The 18,071-nt window shown below is 70.4% G+C and carries 12 protein-coding genes and 3 pseudogenes; 9 read left to right on the forward strand and 6 right to left on the reverse strand.

What is annotated here, in order from left to right; genetic code table 11:
- The first annotated feature begins 18 nt into the window (after positions 1-18).
- Positions 19-6,009, forward strand: coding sequence for a hypothetical protein (locus D1369_RS41150; protein ID WP_118083073.1), 5,991 nt, complete (start codon positions 19-21; stop codon positions 6,007-6,009).
- Positions 6,010-6,044: 35 nt separating this feature from the next.
- Here D1369_RS41150 and D1369_RS44320 read toward each other — a convergent pair whose 3' ends face one another.
- A complete protein-coding gene (locus D1369_RS44320) occupies positions 6,045-6,563 on the reverse strand; it encodes a glycoside hydrolase family 3 C-terminal domain-containing protein (protein WP_240436139.1) in 519 nt (172 codons plus the stop codon).
- Positions 6,564-7,129: 566 nt separating this feature from the next.
- Here D1369_RS44320 and D1369_RS44325 point away from each other — a divergent pair.
- The 3 genes and pseudogenes from D1369_RS44325 to D1369_RS44330 form a co-directional block, all read left to right on the forward strand.
- Entirely contained in the window at positions 7,130-7,333 is a 204-nt protein-coding gene (locus D1369_RS44325) for a hypothetical protein (RefSeq protein WP_037898564.1), read from the forward strand.
- A 530-nt stretch (positions 7,334-7,863) separates the two neighbouring features.
- Complete coding sequence (locus D1369_RS41160) at positions 7,864-9,849, forward strand: beta-galactosidase (protein WP_118083074.1); 1,986 nt, start codon at positions 7,864-7,866, stop codon at positions 9,847-9,849.
- Between the two features lie 186 nt (positions 9,850-10,035).
- Positions 10,036-10,128, forward strand: a pseudogene (locus tag D1369_RS44330) (AAA family ATPase); the annotation flags it as partial.
- Between the two features lie 33 nt (positions 10,129-10,161).
- Here the strand turns inward: D1369_RS44330 and D1369_RS41175 are convergent.
- Entirely contained in the window at positions 10,162-10,713 is a 552-nt protein-coding gene (locus D1369_RS41175; RefSeq protein ID WP_007379318.1) for an adenylyl-sulfate kinase, read from the reverse strand.
- Between the two features lie 351 nt (positions 10,714-11,064).
- On the opposite strand from D1369_RS41175, the gene D1369_RS41180 reads away from it, so the two are divergent.
- A complete protein-coding gene (locus tag D1369_RS41180) occupies positions 11,065-11,679 on the forward strand; it encodes a class I SAM-dependent methyltransferase (protein WP_007379317.1) in 615 nt (204 codons plus the stop codon).
- A 302-nt stretch (positions 11,680-11,981) separates the two neighbouring features.
- On the opposite strand, the pseudogene D1369_RS41190 reads toward D1369_RS41180, so the two are convergent.
- Positions 11,982-12,065: pseudogene (locus tag D1369_RS41190) on the reverse strand (YebC/PmpR family DNA-binding transcriptional regulator); the annotation flags it as partial.
- Positions 12,066-12,398: 333 nt separating this feature from the next.
- Between D1369_RS41190 and D1369_RS41195 the strand changes: the two are divergent.
- Positions 12,399-12,662: pseudogene (locus tag D1369_RS41195) on the forward strand (XRE family transcriptional regulator); the annotation flags it as partial.
- A gap of 61 nt (positions 12,663-12,723) precedes the next feature.
- Here D1369_RS41195 and D1369_RS41200 read toward each other — a convergent pair.
- A complete protein-coding gene (locus D1369_RS41200; protein WP_037898562.1) occupies positions 12,724-13,692 on the reverse strand; it encodes a helix-turn-helix domain-containing protein in 969 nt (322 codons plus the stop codon).
- A gap of 10 nt (positions 13,693-13,702) precedes the next feature.
- Positions 13,703-13,981: a hypothetical protein gene (locus tag D1369_RS41205; RefSeq protein ID WP_007379314.1), complete on the reverse strand. Its 279-nt coding sequence runs from the start codon at positions 13,979-13,981 to the stop codon at positions 13,703-13,705.
- Positions 13,982-15,228: 1,247 nt separating this feature from the next.
- On the opposite strand from D1369_RS41205, the gene D1369_RS41215 reads away from it, so the two are divergent.
- A complete protein-coding gene (locus D1369_RS41215) occupies positions 15,229-16,350 on the forward strand; it encodes an IS630 family transposase (protein ID WP_342364936.1) in 1,122 nt (373 codons plus the stop codon).
- On the opposite strand, the gene D1369_RS41220 is transcribed toward D1369_RS41215, so the two are convergent.
- Positions 16,351-16,818, reverse strand: coding sequence for a GNAT family N-acetyltransferase (locus tag D1369_RS41220; RefSeq protein ID WP_007379312.1), 468 nt, complete (start codon positions 16,816-16,818; stop codon positions 16,351-16,353).
- A 275-nt stretch (positions 16,819-17,093) separates the two neighbouring features.
- On the opposite strand from D1369_RS41220, the gene D1369_RS41225 reads away from it, so the two are divergent.
- Complete coding sequence (locus D1369_RS41225) at positions 17,094-17,285, forward strand: hypothetical protein (RefSeq protein WP_007379311.1); 192 nt, start codon at positions 17,094-17,096, stop codon at positions 17,283-17,285.
- A gap of 100 nt (positions 17,286-17,385) precedes the next feature.
- Entirely contained in the window at positions 17,386-17,901 is a 516-nt protein-coding gene (locus D1369_RS41230) for a putative immunity protein (RefSeq protein WP_007379310.1), read from the forward strand.
- The last annotated feature ends 170 nt before the right edge of the window (positions 17,902-18,071 follow it).

Genomic DNA, 18,071 nt, shown 5'->3' on the forward strand with positions numbered 1-18,071 from the left:
GACAGGAGCAGTGAGGACATGACGGATGCCTTCGCCGCCCGCGCGCGACTGGACCGGGCGCGCACCGAAGCGGACACCGCGCAGGCCCTCGCCGATGAGCAGGAGGCCGTCGTACGGCGTCTACGGGCGCACATCCAGGCAGGCCTGCCCGATCCCCCCTTCCCACCCACCGCCGCCGAGGCGCTCGCCACGGCCGAGGCGGCCCTGCCGGAACTCCAGAGCAGCGCCGAGGAGTTGAACCGCCTGGCAGCCGGGGCCCAGGAAGAGCTGACCCGGGCGCTGGCCGAGGGCGAGGCGCTGTTCCCCGAGAACAACACTGAGCCCATCGCGCTGCTGCCGGTGCGGGTCGAGACCATCTGGTGGGAGCCGAGGACCCTGCGGGTGCGGATCTACCCGGACCACATCCTGCTGTCCCGCTTCGAGCCCGCGCTCACTTCCGCCGAGGTCGCCGCCGGTACCGCGTACTGGCAGAACCCCGGCCCCGAGGCATGGCAGGACGTGCGCACCAAGCTGCGCCCGGCCCGCGCCTCCTGGGCGGTCCGCGCCTGCCGTCCCGGCGCCCCGGCGCCCACCCTGCGGACCGACGACCCCCAGGAGCAGCGTCCGCACGCGGTGGCCATGCCGAGGCGCTGGCGCTTCCTCGGGCTGTTCGAGGGCGAGGTGGTGGTCGACAAGCTGGGCCGACCCGTGCCCGACCCGCTGCCGATCGGCCTGCTGCGCGCCGAGGAGGAGGGCTGGGAGACCGACTGGTTCGAAGCGGTCAAGGCCGGCATGGGCATCGAGCTGATCGTCCCGCCCGAGAACACCGAGAACCTGGACCAGTTGCTGGTGGTCGGCGTACGCGACGATGCGCCCGTGGACGGCGCTGCCCGGCTGCGCGACCTGCTGCACGGCCACCGCTACGGCAGCGGCCTCGGCCTGCTGCCCTCCGGCACCGCCACCAACAACACCCCACGCTCCCGCTCGGGTTGGTCCTCGGCCCCAGCCTATCCCGGCCCGGACCCCGATCCGGGGGCGGGGGAGCGGCCGGTCGCCGACACCCTCGCTACCGCGCTGGGCGTGCCGGACGCCGGGTTCCTGCGCGGCTGCCCCGGCGCCGACGACGCCGCGCCGTCGGCTGTCGCCGCCCTGACCCTGCTCACCTGGCCCACGCTCGGCAAGGGCTTCGCCGAGGCCGCGCTGACCACGATCGACCTGGGCACGAGACAGCCGAGCGGTGTGTCTCCCGAGGGACCCTGGCGGGCCGTCCGTGAGCACATCGCCGCACACGTGCGCGGCCGCGGACCGCTGCCGATGCTGCGGGTCGGCCGTCAGCCGTACGGTGTCCTGCCCGTGACAGCGCTGGACGACTGGCGCGCCGAACACGCCGACGACGTCGACGGTGTGATCGCGCCCTGGCTCATGCGGCTGCGGGAACGCTGGCGGGCGGTGGTGGACCATCGGGTGGTGCAGGACAACGGCGATGAGGAGGTGACCATCCCGCGCGTCGAACCGGGCAAACCGGTGGACCGTGTGGCGGTGGAGGCGTTGCAGCGGCTGCCCGTGGCCACGGGCCTGGCCATGACCAGGATGAGCGGGCCGGCCCGCGCGGTGCCGTTCACCCCGCTCGACGAACCCCCCGCGACACTCGGTCTGCCCGCTCTGCCGCCCGACGGCCTTGCCCGCTGGACGACGACCAGCAACGGCTGGACCTCACTCGGCTGGAGCCTGGACGAGGCGACCGGCGTCCCGGAGTTCGTCACCCGGCTGACCCCGGACGCCGAGGCCTTTCCGGCCCGTGCGGCCGCCACAGCGGACTACCTGGGTGCCGTACGGGCGTTCCTGGCGGGGGAGTTGGACGCCACGGCGTACGACGCCGATTGGCCGGTGGAGTTGTCCACCGGACGCGAGACCCCCCCTCGGCGGAGCACGTTCTTCGACCTTCCGGGCCTGGAGGAGGAGCCGCCGACCGAGGGGGAGGAGCCGGTCGAGGGGGAGGAGCCGGTCGGGGACGCGGACGGATCCGAGGAACTCCCCGATGACGAACGGGACATGAGCGGGGTGCTCGACGCGCTGCTGTTCCTGCCCAACTGGTCCACCTTCCTGGGCGACTTCGACCCCGCCGGCGACCCCCTGCGGCAGGCCCTGGCCGTCACCGGCGACGTGGACCAACTGGTCGCCGATGTGCTGGACGGCCTGGACGAGAGCGAGCGAGCGGAACGCGTCGCCGCCGCCACCCGGGCCGCGGCCGCGCTGCCGCGGCTGGAGCAGGCCCTGCGCACTCTGGCCGCCGTACCGGTGTCCCAGCTCCCCGAGCTGCTCCTTGAGGTCATCGACGTCCACTCGCACCGCCTGGATGCCTGGATCACCTCACTGGCGTCGAAGCGGCTGGCCGAGCTGCGGGCGTCCGGCACCCAGGGAGTGCGGTTCGGCTGCTACGGCTGGGTGGAGAACCTGCGTCCGCCGGTGCCGAGGGAACAGCTGGAGATCCAGCTGGACGACGTGGCCACGACCGTGGAGGTGTCCGCGAAGGACGGCTACATCCACGCGCCGTCGCTGCACCACGCGGCCACGGCGGCCGTCCTGCGGTCCGGTTTCCTCGGCAACCCCGACGAGCAGAGCTACGCGGTCAACCTCACCTCCCGCCGCGCCCGCGTCGCCCGCTGGCTGCTCGGCGGGGTACGGCAGGGGCAGAACCTGGGTGCCCTGCTGGGCTACCGGTTCGAACGCGCCCTGCACGACGCCGAGTTGGATCACCTCATCGAGCGGTTCCGCCGCCAGTTCCCGCTGCCCGTCGTCCCTGAGACGGCGCCCGAGGGGACCGACGCGGACCTGTGGGCGCGCAGCGCGGAGGCGGTTTCCGCGCGCAACGTCGTCGACGGCATGGCCCTCGCGCGGGCCGGCGCCGGCGCCCCCGACCTGGCCAGCGTCATCGACCAGGCGCCGGTGGTCGGCGCGGAGAGCGACCGGGCGGCGGTGACTCCGCTGCTGGACGACCTCGCCGACGCGCTCGACGCCGTGGGGGACCTCGTACTGGCCGAGAGCGTCCACCAGTTGGTGGGTGGGAACCCGATCCGCGCGGGTCTGACCGCCGACACCCTCGGGCGCGGTGAGGACGTGCCGGACGCTTTCCGCGTCCTGCGCACCCCGCACCGGGCCCGCGCCCTGACGCACCGCATCGCCGCTCTGCTCCCAGCCGAACCGACCACCCCGACGGGCTGGCCCGCCGACCCGCTCGCCGCGCTGCAACCCGCGCTGGAGGCATGGGCCGCCCATCTCCTCGGTCCCGCGACGGGCTGGACCCTCGCCGGCCGACTCGGCGACGGTCAGACGGAGCCCCGCCCCTTCGAACTCACCGCCGACCGGCTGGGTCTGGGCGCCCTGAGCGCCGTACTGGACGCGGCCGGCGCCGAACCGGCCGCGCTGCGCAAGGCGGTTCAGGGCGCGATGGACGTCCCGCCGGAGACTCCCGTCGAGTTCACCGGACCTGGCTGGAGCGGACTGCACGGCAGGGCGACGCGGATCCGGTCCTTGCTGTCGACCGCACAGCCGCTGCTGCCGTCGCACCTGCCCGAGAGCGCGGCCGGCCGCTCGGTCGACACGACGAAGCTGCGCACCCGCCTCGCCGCCTTCGCCGCGAGCCCGTCGCTCGCCGGGCACCCTGCCAAGGAAAGGATCAGCGCACTGGCGACCGAGGAGGTCACACCCGACTCGACCGACGCCTGGCTCGCGCGGGCCCGCACGGAGCTGTCCCAGGTGCTCTCCGCGGACCTCCCGCTGCTGCCCGCGCTCACCGCGACGACCTCGCCGCCGATGGGCCGCGGCGATCTGCCGGGCGCCCACATGGAGGACTGGCTGCGGCGCAACGCGGCCGTACGCCCCACGGTGCGCAACCTGCACGAGACACTGCTGCTGGCCGGGAACCGGGCCGGACGAGTGGAACGGCTGTGCGCGGCCCAGCAGCCGACGACCGACGGCGACGCCTGGATCGGCGGGCCCTTCCCCGCCGGGCAGCGCCCGCCCGCCACGACCCACCTGGTCTGGCACGCACCGCACGACATCGCGGCGGACGCGGCAGTCACCGGAGTCGTCCTGGACGAGTGGATCGAACTCCTCCCCGGCTCCGAGCAGCCGCCGCCGGGACCCGAGCCTGCGCCGGAGACCGAACTGACGGGCGTCGCCTTCCACTATGACCGCCCGGACGCCAAGGCCCCGCACAGTGTGCTCCTTGCGGTCCCCCCGGACCTGGACCGCGGATGGACCTCCGACGGGCTGATGCAGGTGCTGCGGGAGACCCTGGAACTGGCCAAGCTGCGCGCTGTCGACCACCAGGACCTGAACGCGCTGAACTCGCTCCTGCCCGGCATCCGCATCGCCCAGCAGAGCGCGACCGGCCGGGCCCTGTCCCGGATCGAGACGAAGAGACACGACACCGACCCGGAGGGCCCCTTCCAGCTGCAGCCCCGGCACCGGGCCACCGACGTCGACGCAGGCCTCGCCGCCCGGGTGCACGATCCGCTGTGGCTGCTCACCCGGCAGTGGCAGTTCGGGGAGTTCGCCGCCCAGGACGCCGGATCCCCGGCCGTGGTGCGGATGAGCGGCAGCAGCGCGCCCGTCGATGCCTGGCGCCCGGCCGGGGCCACCGACTGGGTGCCGTACGACCTCGGCCAGGGCCCGCTGGACCTCCAGATCGAGGACGAGCCCGTCCAGGTCGACGAGCGGCTGCGCGCCGAGGGTGGCGCGGCGTTGCTGCGCATGTCCGATGACGCCGGACTGCTCGCCGCCGCCCTGACGGCCCTGGCCCCGCACCGACTTCGCACCGGGGAGGAGCCGGGCGTCAGTCTGATCGGCCTGCTCGACGGCGGTCTGCCCGACGCGGCATCGGTGGCGGCCGCGCTGGACGCGGGCACCTTCGACGCCGGACCCGACGCCCGCCTCGGCGAGGTGACCGCCCGCTGGCGGACCTGGTGGGCCGCCCAGCTGGCCGAGCACGGCCCGGACTGTTTCGACCCGCATCGTGGCGAATACGCGGCCGAACTGTCCACCGGCGGCACCGTCCTGCGGGCCGAGGAATACCAGGGCGACGGCCTGGACTGGTACTCCCTCGACGTCCACCCCGACCCCGACGCCGAGCCGGCACCGCCGGGACAGAGCCGGGCGTTCGCGGAGGAGGGCCTGCCCTCGACCGTGCGGTACGGGGGGCTCCCGGCCGACCGGTTCTGGGAGATGGAGGACGCTCGCGTCGACCTCAGCGCGGCGGACGTGTCCGCGCTGGACACCGGGCGGCTGCTGCTGATCTCGTTCGCCACGGTCTTCGGCAACGACTGGTTCCTGGTGCCGCTGGAGGTGCCGACCGCGTCACTGACCGTCCTGGACCGGCTCCTCGTACGGGACGTGTTCGGCCGCCACCACCTGGTCGAGCGGGCCGGCCGCGACGACCCGTCCTGGGCGATGTTCACCCTGAGCAGCCCCGATCCGGACCACCCGGCCGCGTCCGGGCTGCTGATCCTGCCCTCCGAACGCGGCCAGCCGGGACAGCCCCTCGAACGGGTCCTCCTCGCCCGCGACGAACTGGCCAACCTCGCCTGGGCGATTCAGCACCACTACACCGACGGCCGCGGCGAACCGGTCGACCGCCGCGACCGCTGGGCCCGCGACGCGCCGCCCGAAACGGCCGTACCCGGACCCGATGCGGTGCCCGCGTACGCGGTGCAGTCCATCGTCCCCGACTTCTGGTTCCCCCTCGTCCCCGAACCGGTGCGAGCCGGCCAGATCCGGTTCCGCCTGGCCACCCTCACAGGCCCCGGCCTCAATTCCCGCCCCGAGGGCCGTCTCATCACCCCCGGACTCTGGTTGCACGAGGAGGAGGTACCGCGCGAAGGAGTCCTGGTCGCCCGCCGCCCCGTCCTGGCCCGCTGGTCCGACGGCACCTGGCACAGCTGGGTACGCAGGGAGAAGACCGCCGGCACGGGGGAGACCGCGAGCGGCCTGGCGTTCGACACGGTACGGCCTACCGAGCCGTGGCCGTAACGAACGCCATGCGTGGTCGGTGGGCTATGCCTGCATCACCGATACACAAGGACGCTGCCCGCAACTGGCAGCGCATCGTCGACGCGGGCCGGCATTCCGAGCGGTCGGACACGTGGCTGGCGTACGGCGAGCAGAAGCACCCACGGCCAGTCGAGCCGCACCTTGCGGAAGCCGGCGAGCTTCAGCCGGGGCGCCTCGCAGCGGGCGTCCAGGGCGCGGGCGTAGAGCTGTACCCCCTCGCTTCCGGACCGCGTTCCGGTGTCGGAGAGCCTCACCGTGACGTCGAGCGTGCCGCCCTGCGCCACCGTCGCCGTGGACAGCCCCAGGTGATCGTGGGCGAAGTCGGCGTACGACAGGCCCTGGCCGAACGGGTACAGGGAGGCCGTGCGGTGGCACTGGTAGGTCCGGCCCGCCTTGATGACGTCGTAATCGAGGGGGTGCGGGAGCTCGTCGTCGCCCCGGTAACGCAGCCGGCTCGTGGGGTCGGCCTCGCCGAGCAGTACGGCGGTCGGTGCCCGGCCTGTCTCCTGCCCGCCGTGGGACGTCCACACCACGGCGGGCAGGTGCTCGTCGGCCCAGTCGAGGGCGCAGGGGGAGCTGCAGGCTGGACGGCGCCTCGGCGTCGCTGACGACGAACAACTCATGTCCGGTCGGCGGGGGCCAGCCGCGCAGCTCGATCTCGATGAACGAACTGACGTGACAGGGAAGGTCGTTGACCTGGTTGTACGCGGCCTCGCGCCGATCGTCGCGCCCGAGGCGAGGACGGGTCGGAAGGCAGCCAGGTCGTACTCCTGCAGGACGCGCGGGCGCAGGCCGCAGGAGGTGACGCAGCGGTCGTCCTCGTTGTTGCAGGCGAGGACGTGCTTGAGCACCGCGGCCGCGCGCAGGAAAGGGGCGTGGCCGCCGGCCAGGCCCGCGCAGGTCGCACAGCAGGTTCACCACGGGGCCCACGCCTGGAGGTTGTGGGTACCGATGCTGTTCGCCGTCGGGCGGTGTAGTGGAAGGCGCGCAGTTCGATGGAGACGGCCTCGGCGACCTGGTGGATCAGGTCCTCGTCCCAGGGTGCGCCGAGTCCCACGGCCTGTGGGAAGAGCCTCGCCTCGCTGAGCCAGGAAACGCCGTGCAGCGCCTCCGTGCCGGTGCGGAACGAGGCGATGCCGAGGCGCTCGACGGCCGGTGCGTACGGGTGCGGCAGCGCGATCCGCTCGTCGAGCGTGATCCGCCCGAGCAGGTCGTCGGCGCGCTTGTCGATCGGCGGCACCGGGCCGAGGAACGGAAGCCGGGCGGCGGGCAGGGACGAAGAACCCACGAGGAAGACCCCTAAGCAGGCTGGTTGCGAGCTGTCGAAGCGCTTCGACGCTTGCATCACAGCGACAGGCTGTCAACGAGCTGGGCCAAGGGAATTTTCTTGATGCCAGCCCTCTTGCCTCGCAAGAAACGTGTAACTAGCGTTTCCGGCCAGGTGAAGCGCTTCGACTGTCCGGGAGGGAAGGGCCGCCGCCTTGAGCAACGAGCTGAACCGCGGAAGCTTCGTCGGCAAAGCAGGGTCGACCCCGGCTTCGGCTCCGCGCACGGACAGACGGCTCCGCTGTCCCCGCAGAGGGCGGTGGTCGTCCTGACGCTCGTACCGCTGCTGACCATCTGCCCGTGCGGGCAGAAGCACTTCCCCACCGGCGTGCTCTCGGGCGCCCTCAGGGGATGAACCGGCCGCCCGCATGCGCCCCGCCCTGTGACCGGGAGCGGCTCCACCCGCCCATTACCCGCTGCTGGAGCAGAGCCGCCCCCTCACCACTGTCGGCAGGGCCGGAGCAGTCGCCCAGCAGTTGCCGAGTCCCTTCTTCCCGAGGACCAGTCATGACCATCCGCAACCTGACCAACCGCCTGGGCGGCTTCGCCTACGGCGGTGACTACAACCCCGAGCAGTGGGACGAACCGGTGTGGAAGGAGGACGACGCGCTGATGCGCCGGTCCAGGGTCAACCTGGCCACCGTAGGCATCTTCTCCTGGGCCCTGCTGGAACCGGACGAGGGCCGCTACGACTTCGCCTGGCTCGACGCCCACATCGACCGCCTCCACGCGAACGGCGTGGCCGTCGACCTCGCCACCCCGACGGCCTCCCCGCCGCCCTGGTTCACCCTGGCCCACCCCGACGCGCTGCCGGTCACCCCGGACGGCACCCGCCTCACCCACGGCAGCCGCGACACCTACTGCCTCACCGCGCCCGCCTACCGCACCGCGGCCCGCCGGATCGCCTCCGCCCTGGCCGAACGCTACGGAGAGCACCCCGCCCTCGCCCTGTGGCACGTCCACAACGAGTACGGCACGCTCTGCTACTGCGACCACACGGCCGCGGCCTTCCGAGGGTGGCTGCGCACCCGCCACGGCTCGCTGGACGCCCTCAACGAGGCCTGGGGAACAGCCTTCTGGAGCCAGCGCTACACCTCCTGGGAGCAGGTGCTGCCGCCGCGCGTAACGCAGTGGCACAAGAACCCCGGCCAGGCACTGGACTTCCACCGCTTCTGGTCGGACGAGATCGTGGCCGCCTACTGCGAGCAGCGCGACGCGATCCGCGCGCACAGCGACCGGCCGGTGACGACCAACCTGATGCTCCCCGCCTACCAGAACGTCGACCTGTGGGCCCTGGCCCGCGAACTCGACGTCGTCACGTCCGACCAGTACCCCAGCTCACCCGGTCTGGACGCCGCCGCCGACGCCGCCTTCCACGCCGACCGCACCCGCTCCCTGGCCGGCGGCCACCCATGGCTGCTGATGGAGCAGGGCACCAGTACCGTCTACGACCGCGACCGGGTCCTGGCCAAGGAGCCCGGGGACATCCTGCGCCACACCCTCGGACACATCGCCCGCGGTTCGGAGGGCGCCCTCTTCTTCCAGTGGCGGCAGTCCCGGGCCGGCGCCGAAACGTGGCACTCGGCGATGGTCCCGCACGCGGGCCCCGACAGCCGAATCTTCCGTGAGGTCGCGCAGGTCGGCGAGGCGGTCGCCCGTCTCGGCGAGCTGGCGGGATCGACGGTCACCGCTTCGGTGGCGGTCCTGCACGACGCGGACGCCTGGTGGGCGCTCGGCGTGGACGGCCTGCCCTCGGCGGACCTCGACTACCACGCGGCACTCGGCCGGGCGCACCGGGCACTGTGGGACGCCGGCGTCACCGTCGACTTCGCGCACCCCGAGCACGACTTGAGCCGCTTCCCGCTCGTCATCGCACCGGCCCTGTTCCTCCTGTCCGACGGGGCGGCCGAGAACCTGCGCCGTTACGTCGCCGACGGCGGAACCCTCCTCGTCCAGTACGCGAGCGGATACGCCGACGACCGCATGCACGCCCGCCTCGGCGGCTACCCCGCCGAGCCGCTGCGCGAGGCGCTGGGCATCCGCGTCGAGGAGTACCGGCCGCTGCGGCGGGACGAGCGGATCGCCCTGTCGGACGGATCGCACGGCACCGTCTGGAGCGAGTCGCTTCGCGCCGAAGGTGCGGACACGCTCGCCGCCTACGCCGAGGGCATGCTCGCCGGCGGCCCGGCGCTGACCCGTCACCGCTTCGGCACCGGAACGGGCTGGTACCTCTCGACCCGCCTGGACGACGCCGGCTACGCCGCCCTGGTCGCCCGGCTGCTCGACGAGGCGGGGGTGGGTCCCGCGGTGCCGGGCCTGCCCGCCCATGTCGAGGCCGTCATCCGACGCGCCCCGGACGGCCGTCGCTGGCGCGTCCTGATCAACCACCGACCCGAGCCCGTGCCCCTGCCCGAGCCCGCCCACGACCTGCTCACGGGCAGCACATTGTCCGAACTGCCGCCCGGCGGCTGCGTGGTGCTCCGTACCGCCTGACTGCCCCCCCGCGTCCCTCCCTTACCGTCAGGGCCCGCCCCCGCGCGTCCTGACCCCTACCATCGGCGGCCACCTTCTCGATGAGGGCTCGGCCGGCGACGGAGTCCTGCACGCTCGCGGCCGTGACCAGCACCCCGGCAGCAGGCCGACGGCGTCGATGACGATGCTCCGTTTGCGGCCCACGATCTTGTTGCCCGGTTGACCTACAACGGCACGATCGTCGAGACCGGCACCGATTCCTCCCGCCTCGCTCAGTCGCGTGCCAAGGCAGAACGGGCTGCCCTGACCCGAGCAGCGCCGGGAAGCTTGCAATCAGGCCACCATGGCGCGATGGCGCGCTTGCCGGACGATGCGATCGGCGGTCTCCTCGGGAGTGAGGGCCGCGGTGTCGAACCACCAGCCGACATCGCCGAGTTCGCGCTTCATTGCGGCATCAAGGTCTTCATAGCCGTCGAAGTCGAACCGCTCCCATGGATCACGGAGGGTGTTGCGGTACTGGCACGCCTTGATGCCCGGTGCGAGAACGACGAACAAGACCTGCCGGGCCGGGAGGAGAGAGACGAAGAAGTCCAGTTGCCGGCGGTCGGGGATCACCCAGTCGATCACGGGTGTGAAGCCGGCTTCGGAAAAGTTGTTTGCCAGCGTGCACAGGTTGCGGTTGCACAGCTCCACTTGCCGCGCTGCCTCGTCGCCGGGCTCGCCAAGGGCCCAGACAAGACCGCTGATAATCAGCCTGCTGATGAAATCGCCGTCAAGCCGGGCGGAGCGTGACAGACGTTCGGCAACGAGCCTGGTCACCGTCGACTTACCAGCACCCGGCATCCCCGTCACGATCAGGCAGTCCGGCGTCTCAGCAGTGATCACTTGCGCAATCGTGTCAGCGTGCCTGATGGTCGGCAATCGTTTTTCGAGGCTCGGTCATCGTGAGCTGTCCGCTTCGGAACCAGGGCCGAGAGCGCCCCTATGGTCGAGGTCGGTCACGACGAGTTGGCGTCCTGAGGTGTCTCACGCTGTGCTCCCGCGCGCCAGCTCCGGCGCGCAGCGTTCGTCGGATACCTGGCGCAGGTCGGCATATGCCGAGGGGCAGGCAATTCCCTACGATCTGCATGATCAGCTTCACGTAATTCCCCATCCCTGCGATCACGACTCCCCATGGGGACGGCGAATTCGTCGGTGTGTACTCGGCAGGCCATGACCGGCCTCTAGGCTGATCCGATGCGCCAGCCCGCCGCAGAGCCGTACTGGAACACCAACGTTGCCCGGCACCCGGGCATCCTCCGATCTGTTCCCGAGGGGTGCGGCGATGCCCTGGACGTTGGCTGCGGGGACGGACTGCTGGCGCGAAAGCTCGCCGGGCGGGCGAAACACGTCACCGGGATCGACAAGTCGCCGGACATGATCGCCTGTGCACGCGAGTCCGCTGCCGGCGACCCGCAACTCACCTTCGTCGAGGGAGATTTCCTCACCGCGGAACTTCCTGCTGCGGGCTACGACTTCGTGTGCTCGGTGACCACGATCCATCACATGGACTTCGAGGCGGCACTCGTCCGCATGCGTGAGCTGCTGCGGCCCGGCGGCACGCTGGTGGTGGTCGGTCTGGCCCGCGAGGCGAGCGTAACGGAGTGGGCGGCGTTGATCGCGGCAGCCCCGATCGTGCGGATCACGAAGGTGCTGCGTCGCGCGCGTGGCCCGCGTGGCATGCCGGTCGCCGACCCGCAGATGAGCTATGGGCAGGTGCGGGCTGCTGCCCGGCTACTGCTGCCCGGTGTGCGCTACCGCCGCCACGTGCTGCGCCGGTACTCGCTGGCCTGGGAGAAACCCGCCCGCTGATCCAGCATTGATGACGTTTTTCCTCATCCTGAGCGGTTTGAGCGCCAGTGATTCTCTAAGGCGGTTCCTCCTGATTCTCCGTGGGTAGCGCGGAGTCCGGGATGGACGGACCTGGTCGTCGCGGAGCTGTCAGTGCTCCTCGCCCCGTGGTTCGGCAGACCGATCCTAGAAATCCTTGATCATGACAAGTAGTTCCCACTGGATCGGTAGGAGAGCAAGAGCCATTCGACGACCTTACGGCCAGCAACCTGGCGAGAACTGACACGGAGGAGTAGGCCGAAACCGCTCAGTTCGCGGCAGCGTTATGTGTCGGCGTTCTCCATGACCTCGTCGCTCACCTCGAAGTTGGCGAAGATGTTCTGGACGTCGTCGCTGTCCTTGAGGGCGGCCCTCCCTCCGACGTTCCCCCGGAACGCGATGAGGCCCGGCGAGCATCCAGCTCACGCTGCCACCGCTGGCGACGGGGGTGGCTGCGTCCGGCTTGAGCCGCGGCCTCAGTCGGCAGACTCGCTGACGCGGACCCCTCCCGCCCGCTCGCCCCGCGCCGGGCGGGCGGAGAACCCGGCGTTCTCCAGGACGGCGATGACCGCGGTGTTCATCGCCTCCTGCGCGACCCGGAGTTCCCGCTCTTGAGCATGTCCTCGAGGTCAGCGTTCGACTGCTGGTTGATGAGCTGCCCCAGTTCCGTGTCCGGATCCGCCCACGGCGCGGACATGTGAATCGACACCCGCGCACGCCTCGGCTACACCGCGCTGATCGGGTCGACGGACCAGGACCGCATCCGGTACCTGACCGTCCCCCTGCCGCCTCGCTGCGCCGCCCGTCTCTTCGAGGCCCAGGAGCAGGGCGCCAGCAACGCCCGGCTCCACGAGATCGCGGCCGAAGCGCTCAAGGAGGTGTACTTCCAGGACGGCGGCCGCCGCGCTGGCAGGCTGGAAGAGGTCCGGTTCACGGACATCGAACACCTCGAGTTCGACCTGTAGCAGCCGCGCCCGAACAGTACGCGAGCCCTGGACCCCAGACGCTCCGGGGTTCACTCTTGCTCTATCCCACGAGGGTCCTGCTCCTGCTGTGCACCCAATAGTCGTGGGTTGCACGGCGCGCTGTGGCTCGGGGCTTCCTAGACGGTTCGAGCCTTGGCGTCAGCAGGCCGTGCGCTGTGTCATCCAGAACCCCCAAGAGACTCTCCGTCTTTCCGCTGCCCGTGGAAAGACGGAGCGTGGCAGTGTCAGCCCGCTTGTCGGACCGCATGCGCGGAGTGGCCGCAGCGGTCTCGTCATCGCTGAGCTGCTTGATGATCTCAGCCACGAGGCCTAGCTCCTCACGCGACCGCTCGGGACCCTCCGCCCCCTCGGCGTAGAGGTCGAGGAAAATCTGCCGCTCCTCGGTCTGCCACAGAAATCTGAGGGCGGCAGCAACGGTCTTCTCACTCGGCCTGCCGCAGATTTTGAACCAGGCGCGGAACCACGGCCCGAGGGCGGTGCCTCTGATCTCGCAGGCGTGGAGGAAGGCCACGAACTGCCGGAGATCGCGGGGGACGCAACGCCCCTTGCAGATGGCGTGGGCCGTGCTATGGGGGAGCTGGCCAGCAGAGCGGGCTTCCATCTGTCGTGACGGGGGACGGCCCGCGCGAGCCCAGGCGTCGCGCATCGCACCGCTGAGGTCGGCTGGGTCCCGCGCATACTCGGGCTTGGGCCGGACGGTTGAAGCCCGGGCCTCAACGCGCTTCCTGCGGACAGCTCGGTTCGCCTCCTCGTACAGGCTCGTTGCCTGCATGCGGGCCCATTCTCCCTTCCTGTCCAAGCCGCAACCCATGGCGTACGAGCGCATGAGGTTGTAGGCGGGCAAAGACACGCCGCTGGCGGCGCGCTTGAGCTGCGCGGAGGAGTAGTTGGTGCGCTCCGCCAACTGTCGGTACGTCAGACCCGCATCCCGGCGCATCGCGCGCAGGTGCTCAGCCAGGGCACCCAGGGCGGGCACAGTGTGGTCGACGGGCTTCTCCGGACGTCCCATGGCGCGTCCCTCAGTTGCCCGAACCGGACGTGAGGGCGGCGCTGATCAGACGTCGGAGTAGCCCCTGGCCCCCGCGGCGGCTGTTGAAACCAGCGGCAAGCAGGACGGCCACGCTCGTGCCGCCGGCTGCTGACAGAAGTACCACGATGTCCCGGACTGCGATCGGGGTGACGAGCCGCAGAACGACAGCGGCGGAGAGAAAGCCCAGGATCACCAGCGCCTGCGGCATGCCGAACGCCGACGCGCTGCCGTTCGAGTCGCCGCTAGGGACGGCCTTGTGCAAGGTCATAACAACCCCCGTGCATGTTTGTGAAGGGCGCCGGCCGTGAAAGCACCGCCGCCCCAGCTGTTGGCGTCTTCGAATCCGGGAGACCGCGGGACGGCTTGGCGGTGCCGCCCCGGATGCGATCGGGGGATCCGGGAGGTCCTTGCAGTCACGGGCCGCTGGCGTACAGCCCGTTGTAGTTGACGTGGGGACCGCCAGCCACAACGGTCCCAGGACCGGCCACATATCCGCTAATGGCCCAGTAGTTGGCTCATCCGCCGTCTAGGGACAGGACCGCCACCCCACGCAGAGCCACCTACCTGCGGCGATGTGATCGCTTCCGTGGGTTGGCTCATCAGTCGTCCCGCTTGGGATGGCTGCCATTCACGGGGATCGCGTCCACAGTGGAGACACTGCGCAGAAAACGGATTTCCGTTAAACCTGCTACGCAGCCCCCGCATTGCTGTTGGCGCTTCAATCTGGGGAACGAACAGGGTCGCGATTGGCGCGCGACCCACGCAGAACGGGCTGGTGACCTGCCGCTTGGCCGCGACGGGATCACCAGCCCGAGTCATACGCAGCTGCTCTCGTTCTTGATTCCGTCAGCCGCTGGTGGTGCTACCTGCTGCCCCCTCGACGTTGCTCAACGCCGTCTGCGGCCGCGGAAAGGCGGCCGGTCCGGGAGTGGCCGGCTGCCGACCGGGGGCAGGTGATCGTGGCCGACCGGCTGTGTGCGGCCGCAGCGCTGGGCTGGGAGGGCAGGGCGGAGCCCGGCTCCCTGACAGTTCGGTCGGTCGCCGTGGAGGTCTTCGTCAGGGAGTGGCATTCCGACGACGAGGTCACGGCCCAGACCGCGCACTCGGCCACCATCAGGCACACGTACGACGCCGCCGGAAACCTGCTCACCACCGCGCTCCCCCCGGCCAACGGATACACGGAGTCGCGCACACCTCAGCTGAAGAGGCCGCTGGAGGGAAGAGCATGTCGTAGTCCGGCATGTCCCCGACGGGGTTGTGCAGGGCGCGGGCAGGGGAGGGCCCCAGCTGGACGGGGGAGACCAGCCGGAGCCGTGAGTGGTGGCGAGGCGGCCGGGGGTCGCCTCTCGGCGGGGGCTCCATGGGGCTTCAGCCGAACGATCGTCCCCATGGGCTAGGGGGTGAGGCCCGGGGACACTGTCCCCTCCGCTAGTGCTCTGACCGGGAAGGTTCACCGGGTTGGTGGTCGTAGCGGTTGGATGTGCGGTGACGTTCGATCCGACCGCTGGAGGCGCGGTGGCTGAGCCTGTCCGTGTGCGCAGACTGACCGACCAGGAGGGGCAGCGGCTGCAACAGATCGTGCGCCGTGGCAGCACGAGTTCGGTGCGCTATCGGCGCGCGATAATGCTGCTGGCCTCAGCCGGCGGGAACCGCGTGCCGGTGATCGCACAACTGGTGCAGGCCGACGAGGACACCGTCCGGGACGTGATCCATCGCTTCAACGAGATCGGCCTGGCCTGCCTGGACCCTCAGTCGGCGGGAGGCCGTCCCCGCCCTCTCAAGCCTGACGACGAGGACTTCGTCATCCAGACGGCTACCACCCGCCCTGCGAAGCTTGGCCAGCCCTTCACTCGCTGGTCACTGCGCAAGCTCGCTGCCTACCTGCGGAAAGTTCACGGCCGGGTTATCCGCATCGGCCGCGAGGCATTACGCGGCCTACTCGCTCGCCGGGGCGTCACCTTCCAGCGCACCAAGACGTGGAAAGAGTCCCCGGACCCCGAACGCGAGGCGAAACTGGACTGCATCGAGGAGGTGGTGGACCGCTTCCGAGACCGGGTCTTCGCCTTCGACGAGTTCGGACCGCTCGGGATCCGGCCCACCACCGGGTCATGCTGGGCCGAGCAGGGCTGGCCCGAACGGCATCCCGCCACCTACCACCGCACCCATGGCGTCCGGTACTTTCACGGATGCTACTCGGTCGGCGACGACCGCTTGTGGGGCGTCAACCGCCGCAGGAAAGGTGCCGCGAACACGCTGGTCGCGCTGAAGTCGATCCGCGCCGCCCGGCCCGACGGCGCACCGATCTACGTGATCATGGACAATCTGTCCGCCCACAAGGGCACCGACATCCGCCGCTGGGCGAAGAAGAACAAGGTCGAGTTGTGCTTCACCCCGACCTACGCGTCGTGGGCGAACCCGATCGAGGCGCACTTCGGGCCACTGAGGCAGTTCACCATCGCCGACTCCCACCACCCCAACCACTCAGCACAGACCCGGGCGCTGCACGCCTACCTGCGCTGGCGCAACGCCAATGCCCGCCACCGCGACGTCCTGGCCGCCGAGCGCAAGGAACGTGCCCGCGTCCGTAGCGAGAAAGGCATCCGCTGGGGCGGCCGACCGCTTCCGGCAGCGGCTTGATCAGACAGGAACTTCAAATATGGTTTCGAGGCCGTCTTCCTCGTCCCATTGCTCTCCGACCTCCACAAAGCCGTACCCGGAAATCGTGGCCAGGGATGCGGCGTTGTCAGGACTGATCGTCACCCGCACGGTCCTGACTCCGGGTTCGGCAACAGACCGATGTATCAACTCGGCCAGAATTGCCCTGGCGTAGCCCTGACGGCGGTAGGCGGGGGCCACGGAGTAACCGAGCTCCACCATGCCTGCCTCATCTGGCGGCCCGTGGAACCCGGCATACCCCACGACGGCACCTTCCGGCTCGGCTACCACAGTCTGCGTGAGCCACCCCACGCAAGCCGGCTCCGAGATGAGCTGATTGATCCGGTACTGCCACACCCACTTCGCTGTGTCCGTGACGAAGTACTCGGTGAGAGCGACACCTGCTTCGGCGCTGGCTTGAGTCAGATCGTCGTTCAGCAAGGCGGTCATGGCTGTGCTCGATAAGTCAACAAATCGTACGGACCTCGGGCTAGTGGGGACTGTGGTCCGGAGCTCGGCTTTGTCTGTCACAGCGCGAATCGTCGTGGAGCGGACAGGACGTGTCCAACGGTTTTCGCGGTGGCCAATACGCGCCCCAACCAGACTGAGGCCCCACCTACTCGGCTCTACCCACGACCCGGTGAACCTTTCCGGTCAGAGCACTAGCTACATCTAGGTGAACGGTCAGCCGTCGCGGGTTGTTCCCGCCCAGACCTCGGCGGCCGTTGCGAGCTGCAGAACACGCCGTCCTATTCACAGTTGACGCCCTCACGCTGATCCACACGACCTCGCGCGGCTACTCTCGGGCGGTCAACAACCTCTTTCTGCAGGCCCTGGTCGCCGCGTTCGCCACCGGCAAGAACCTCGTTGACGAGGCGGCAGCCCGCGCCGCAGTGAGCGAGGTGGTCGGCGACTGAGAGCTCATCCCGTCCGGCCGGAAATCGGCCACCGGGTTGGCAGCGTGCGCGCGGTTCGCGGACGCCCATGCTCGGATGTGGGGCGGAAGGAAGGCCAACCATGATCCTCCCAAAGGTCAGAGATCCTCGCTTGGTGACGATCCGCCGCGGTGGCACCCTCACCGATTCGGATCACCATCTCCTCGCCCTCTGGGCAGCAGCCTGCGCGGAGCACGTCCTCGACCTTTTCGAGTCGGCTCAGCCCGAGGACCTACGACCGCGCCAGGCGATCGAGCATGCCCGCGCCTGGGTCCGTGGCGAGGTCAAGATGATGCAGGCCCGCGCGGCGGGCGGCCACGCAATGGGCGCGGCTCGAGACCTGCGCGGCGCAGCACGGCATGCCGCCTACGCCGCCGGCCAGGCCGCAGTCGTCGCCCACGTCGCCGCGCATGAGCTGGGCGCGGCTGCCTACGCGATCAAGGCCGCACGCGCTGCCGCGCCAAGAGACGAGAGTGAGGCCGCAGGACGACTCGAGTGCCAGTGGCAGCGCGACCAGCTCCCGGAGGCGATTCGCGAGCTCGTTCTCGACGACCAGCGATTGCGGAACGACATCTGCTGGTCAGTGTTTGACTGCTGAGGCTGGTCCACCGGCACCTTGCCGAAGAAAGCGACACACCTCACCGACGACGGCCCCGCCGGAACACCAACCGGCGGGGTGTGGCCGTCCGAGTTCGTCGGCATCGTGAACGCCGCCCTCGTCTGCATTTTCAACGTCGGGCAACAAGGTGGGGCGCACCAGCCGCCGTG

The organism is Streptomyces sp. CC0208, assembly GCF_003443735.1.
Taxonomy (GTDB): Bacteria; Actinomycetota; Actinomycetes; order Streptomycetales; family Streptomycetaceae; genus Streptomyces; species Streptomyces sviceus.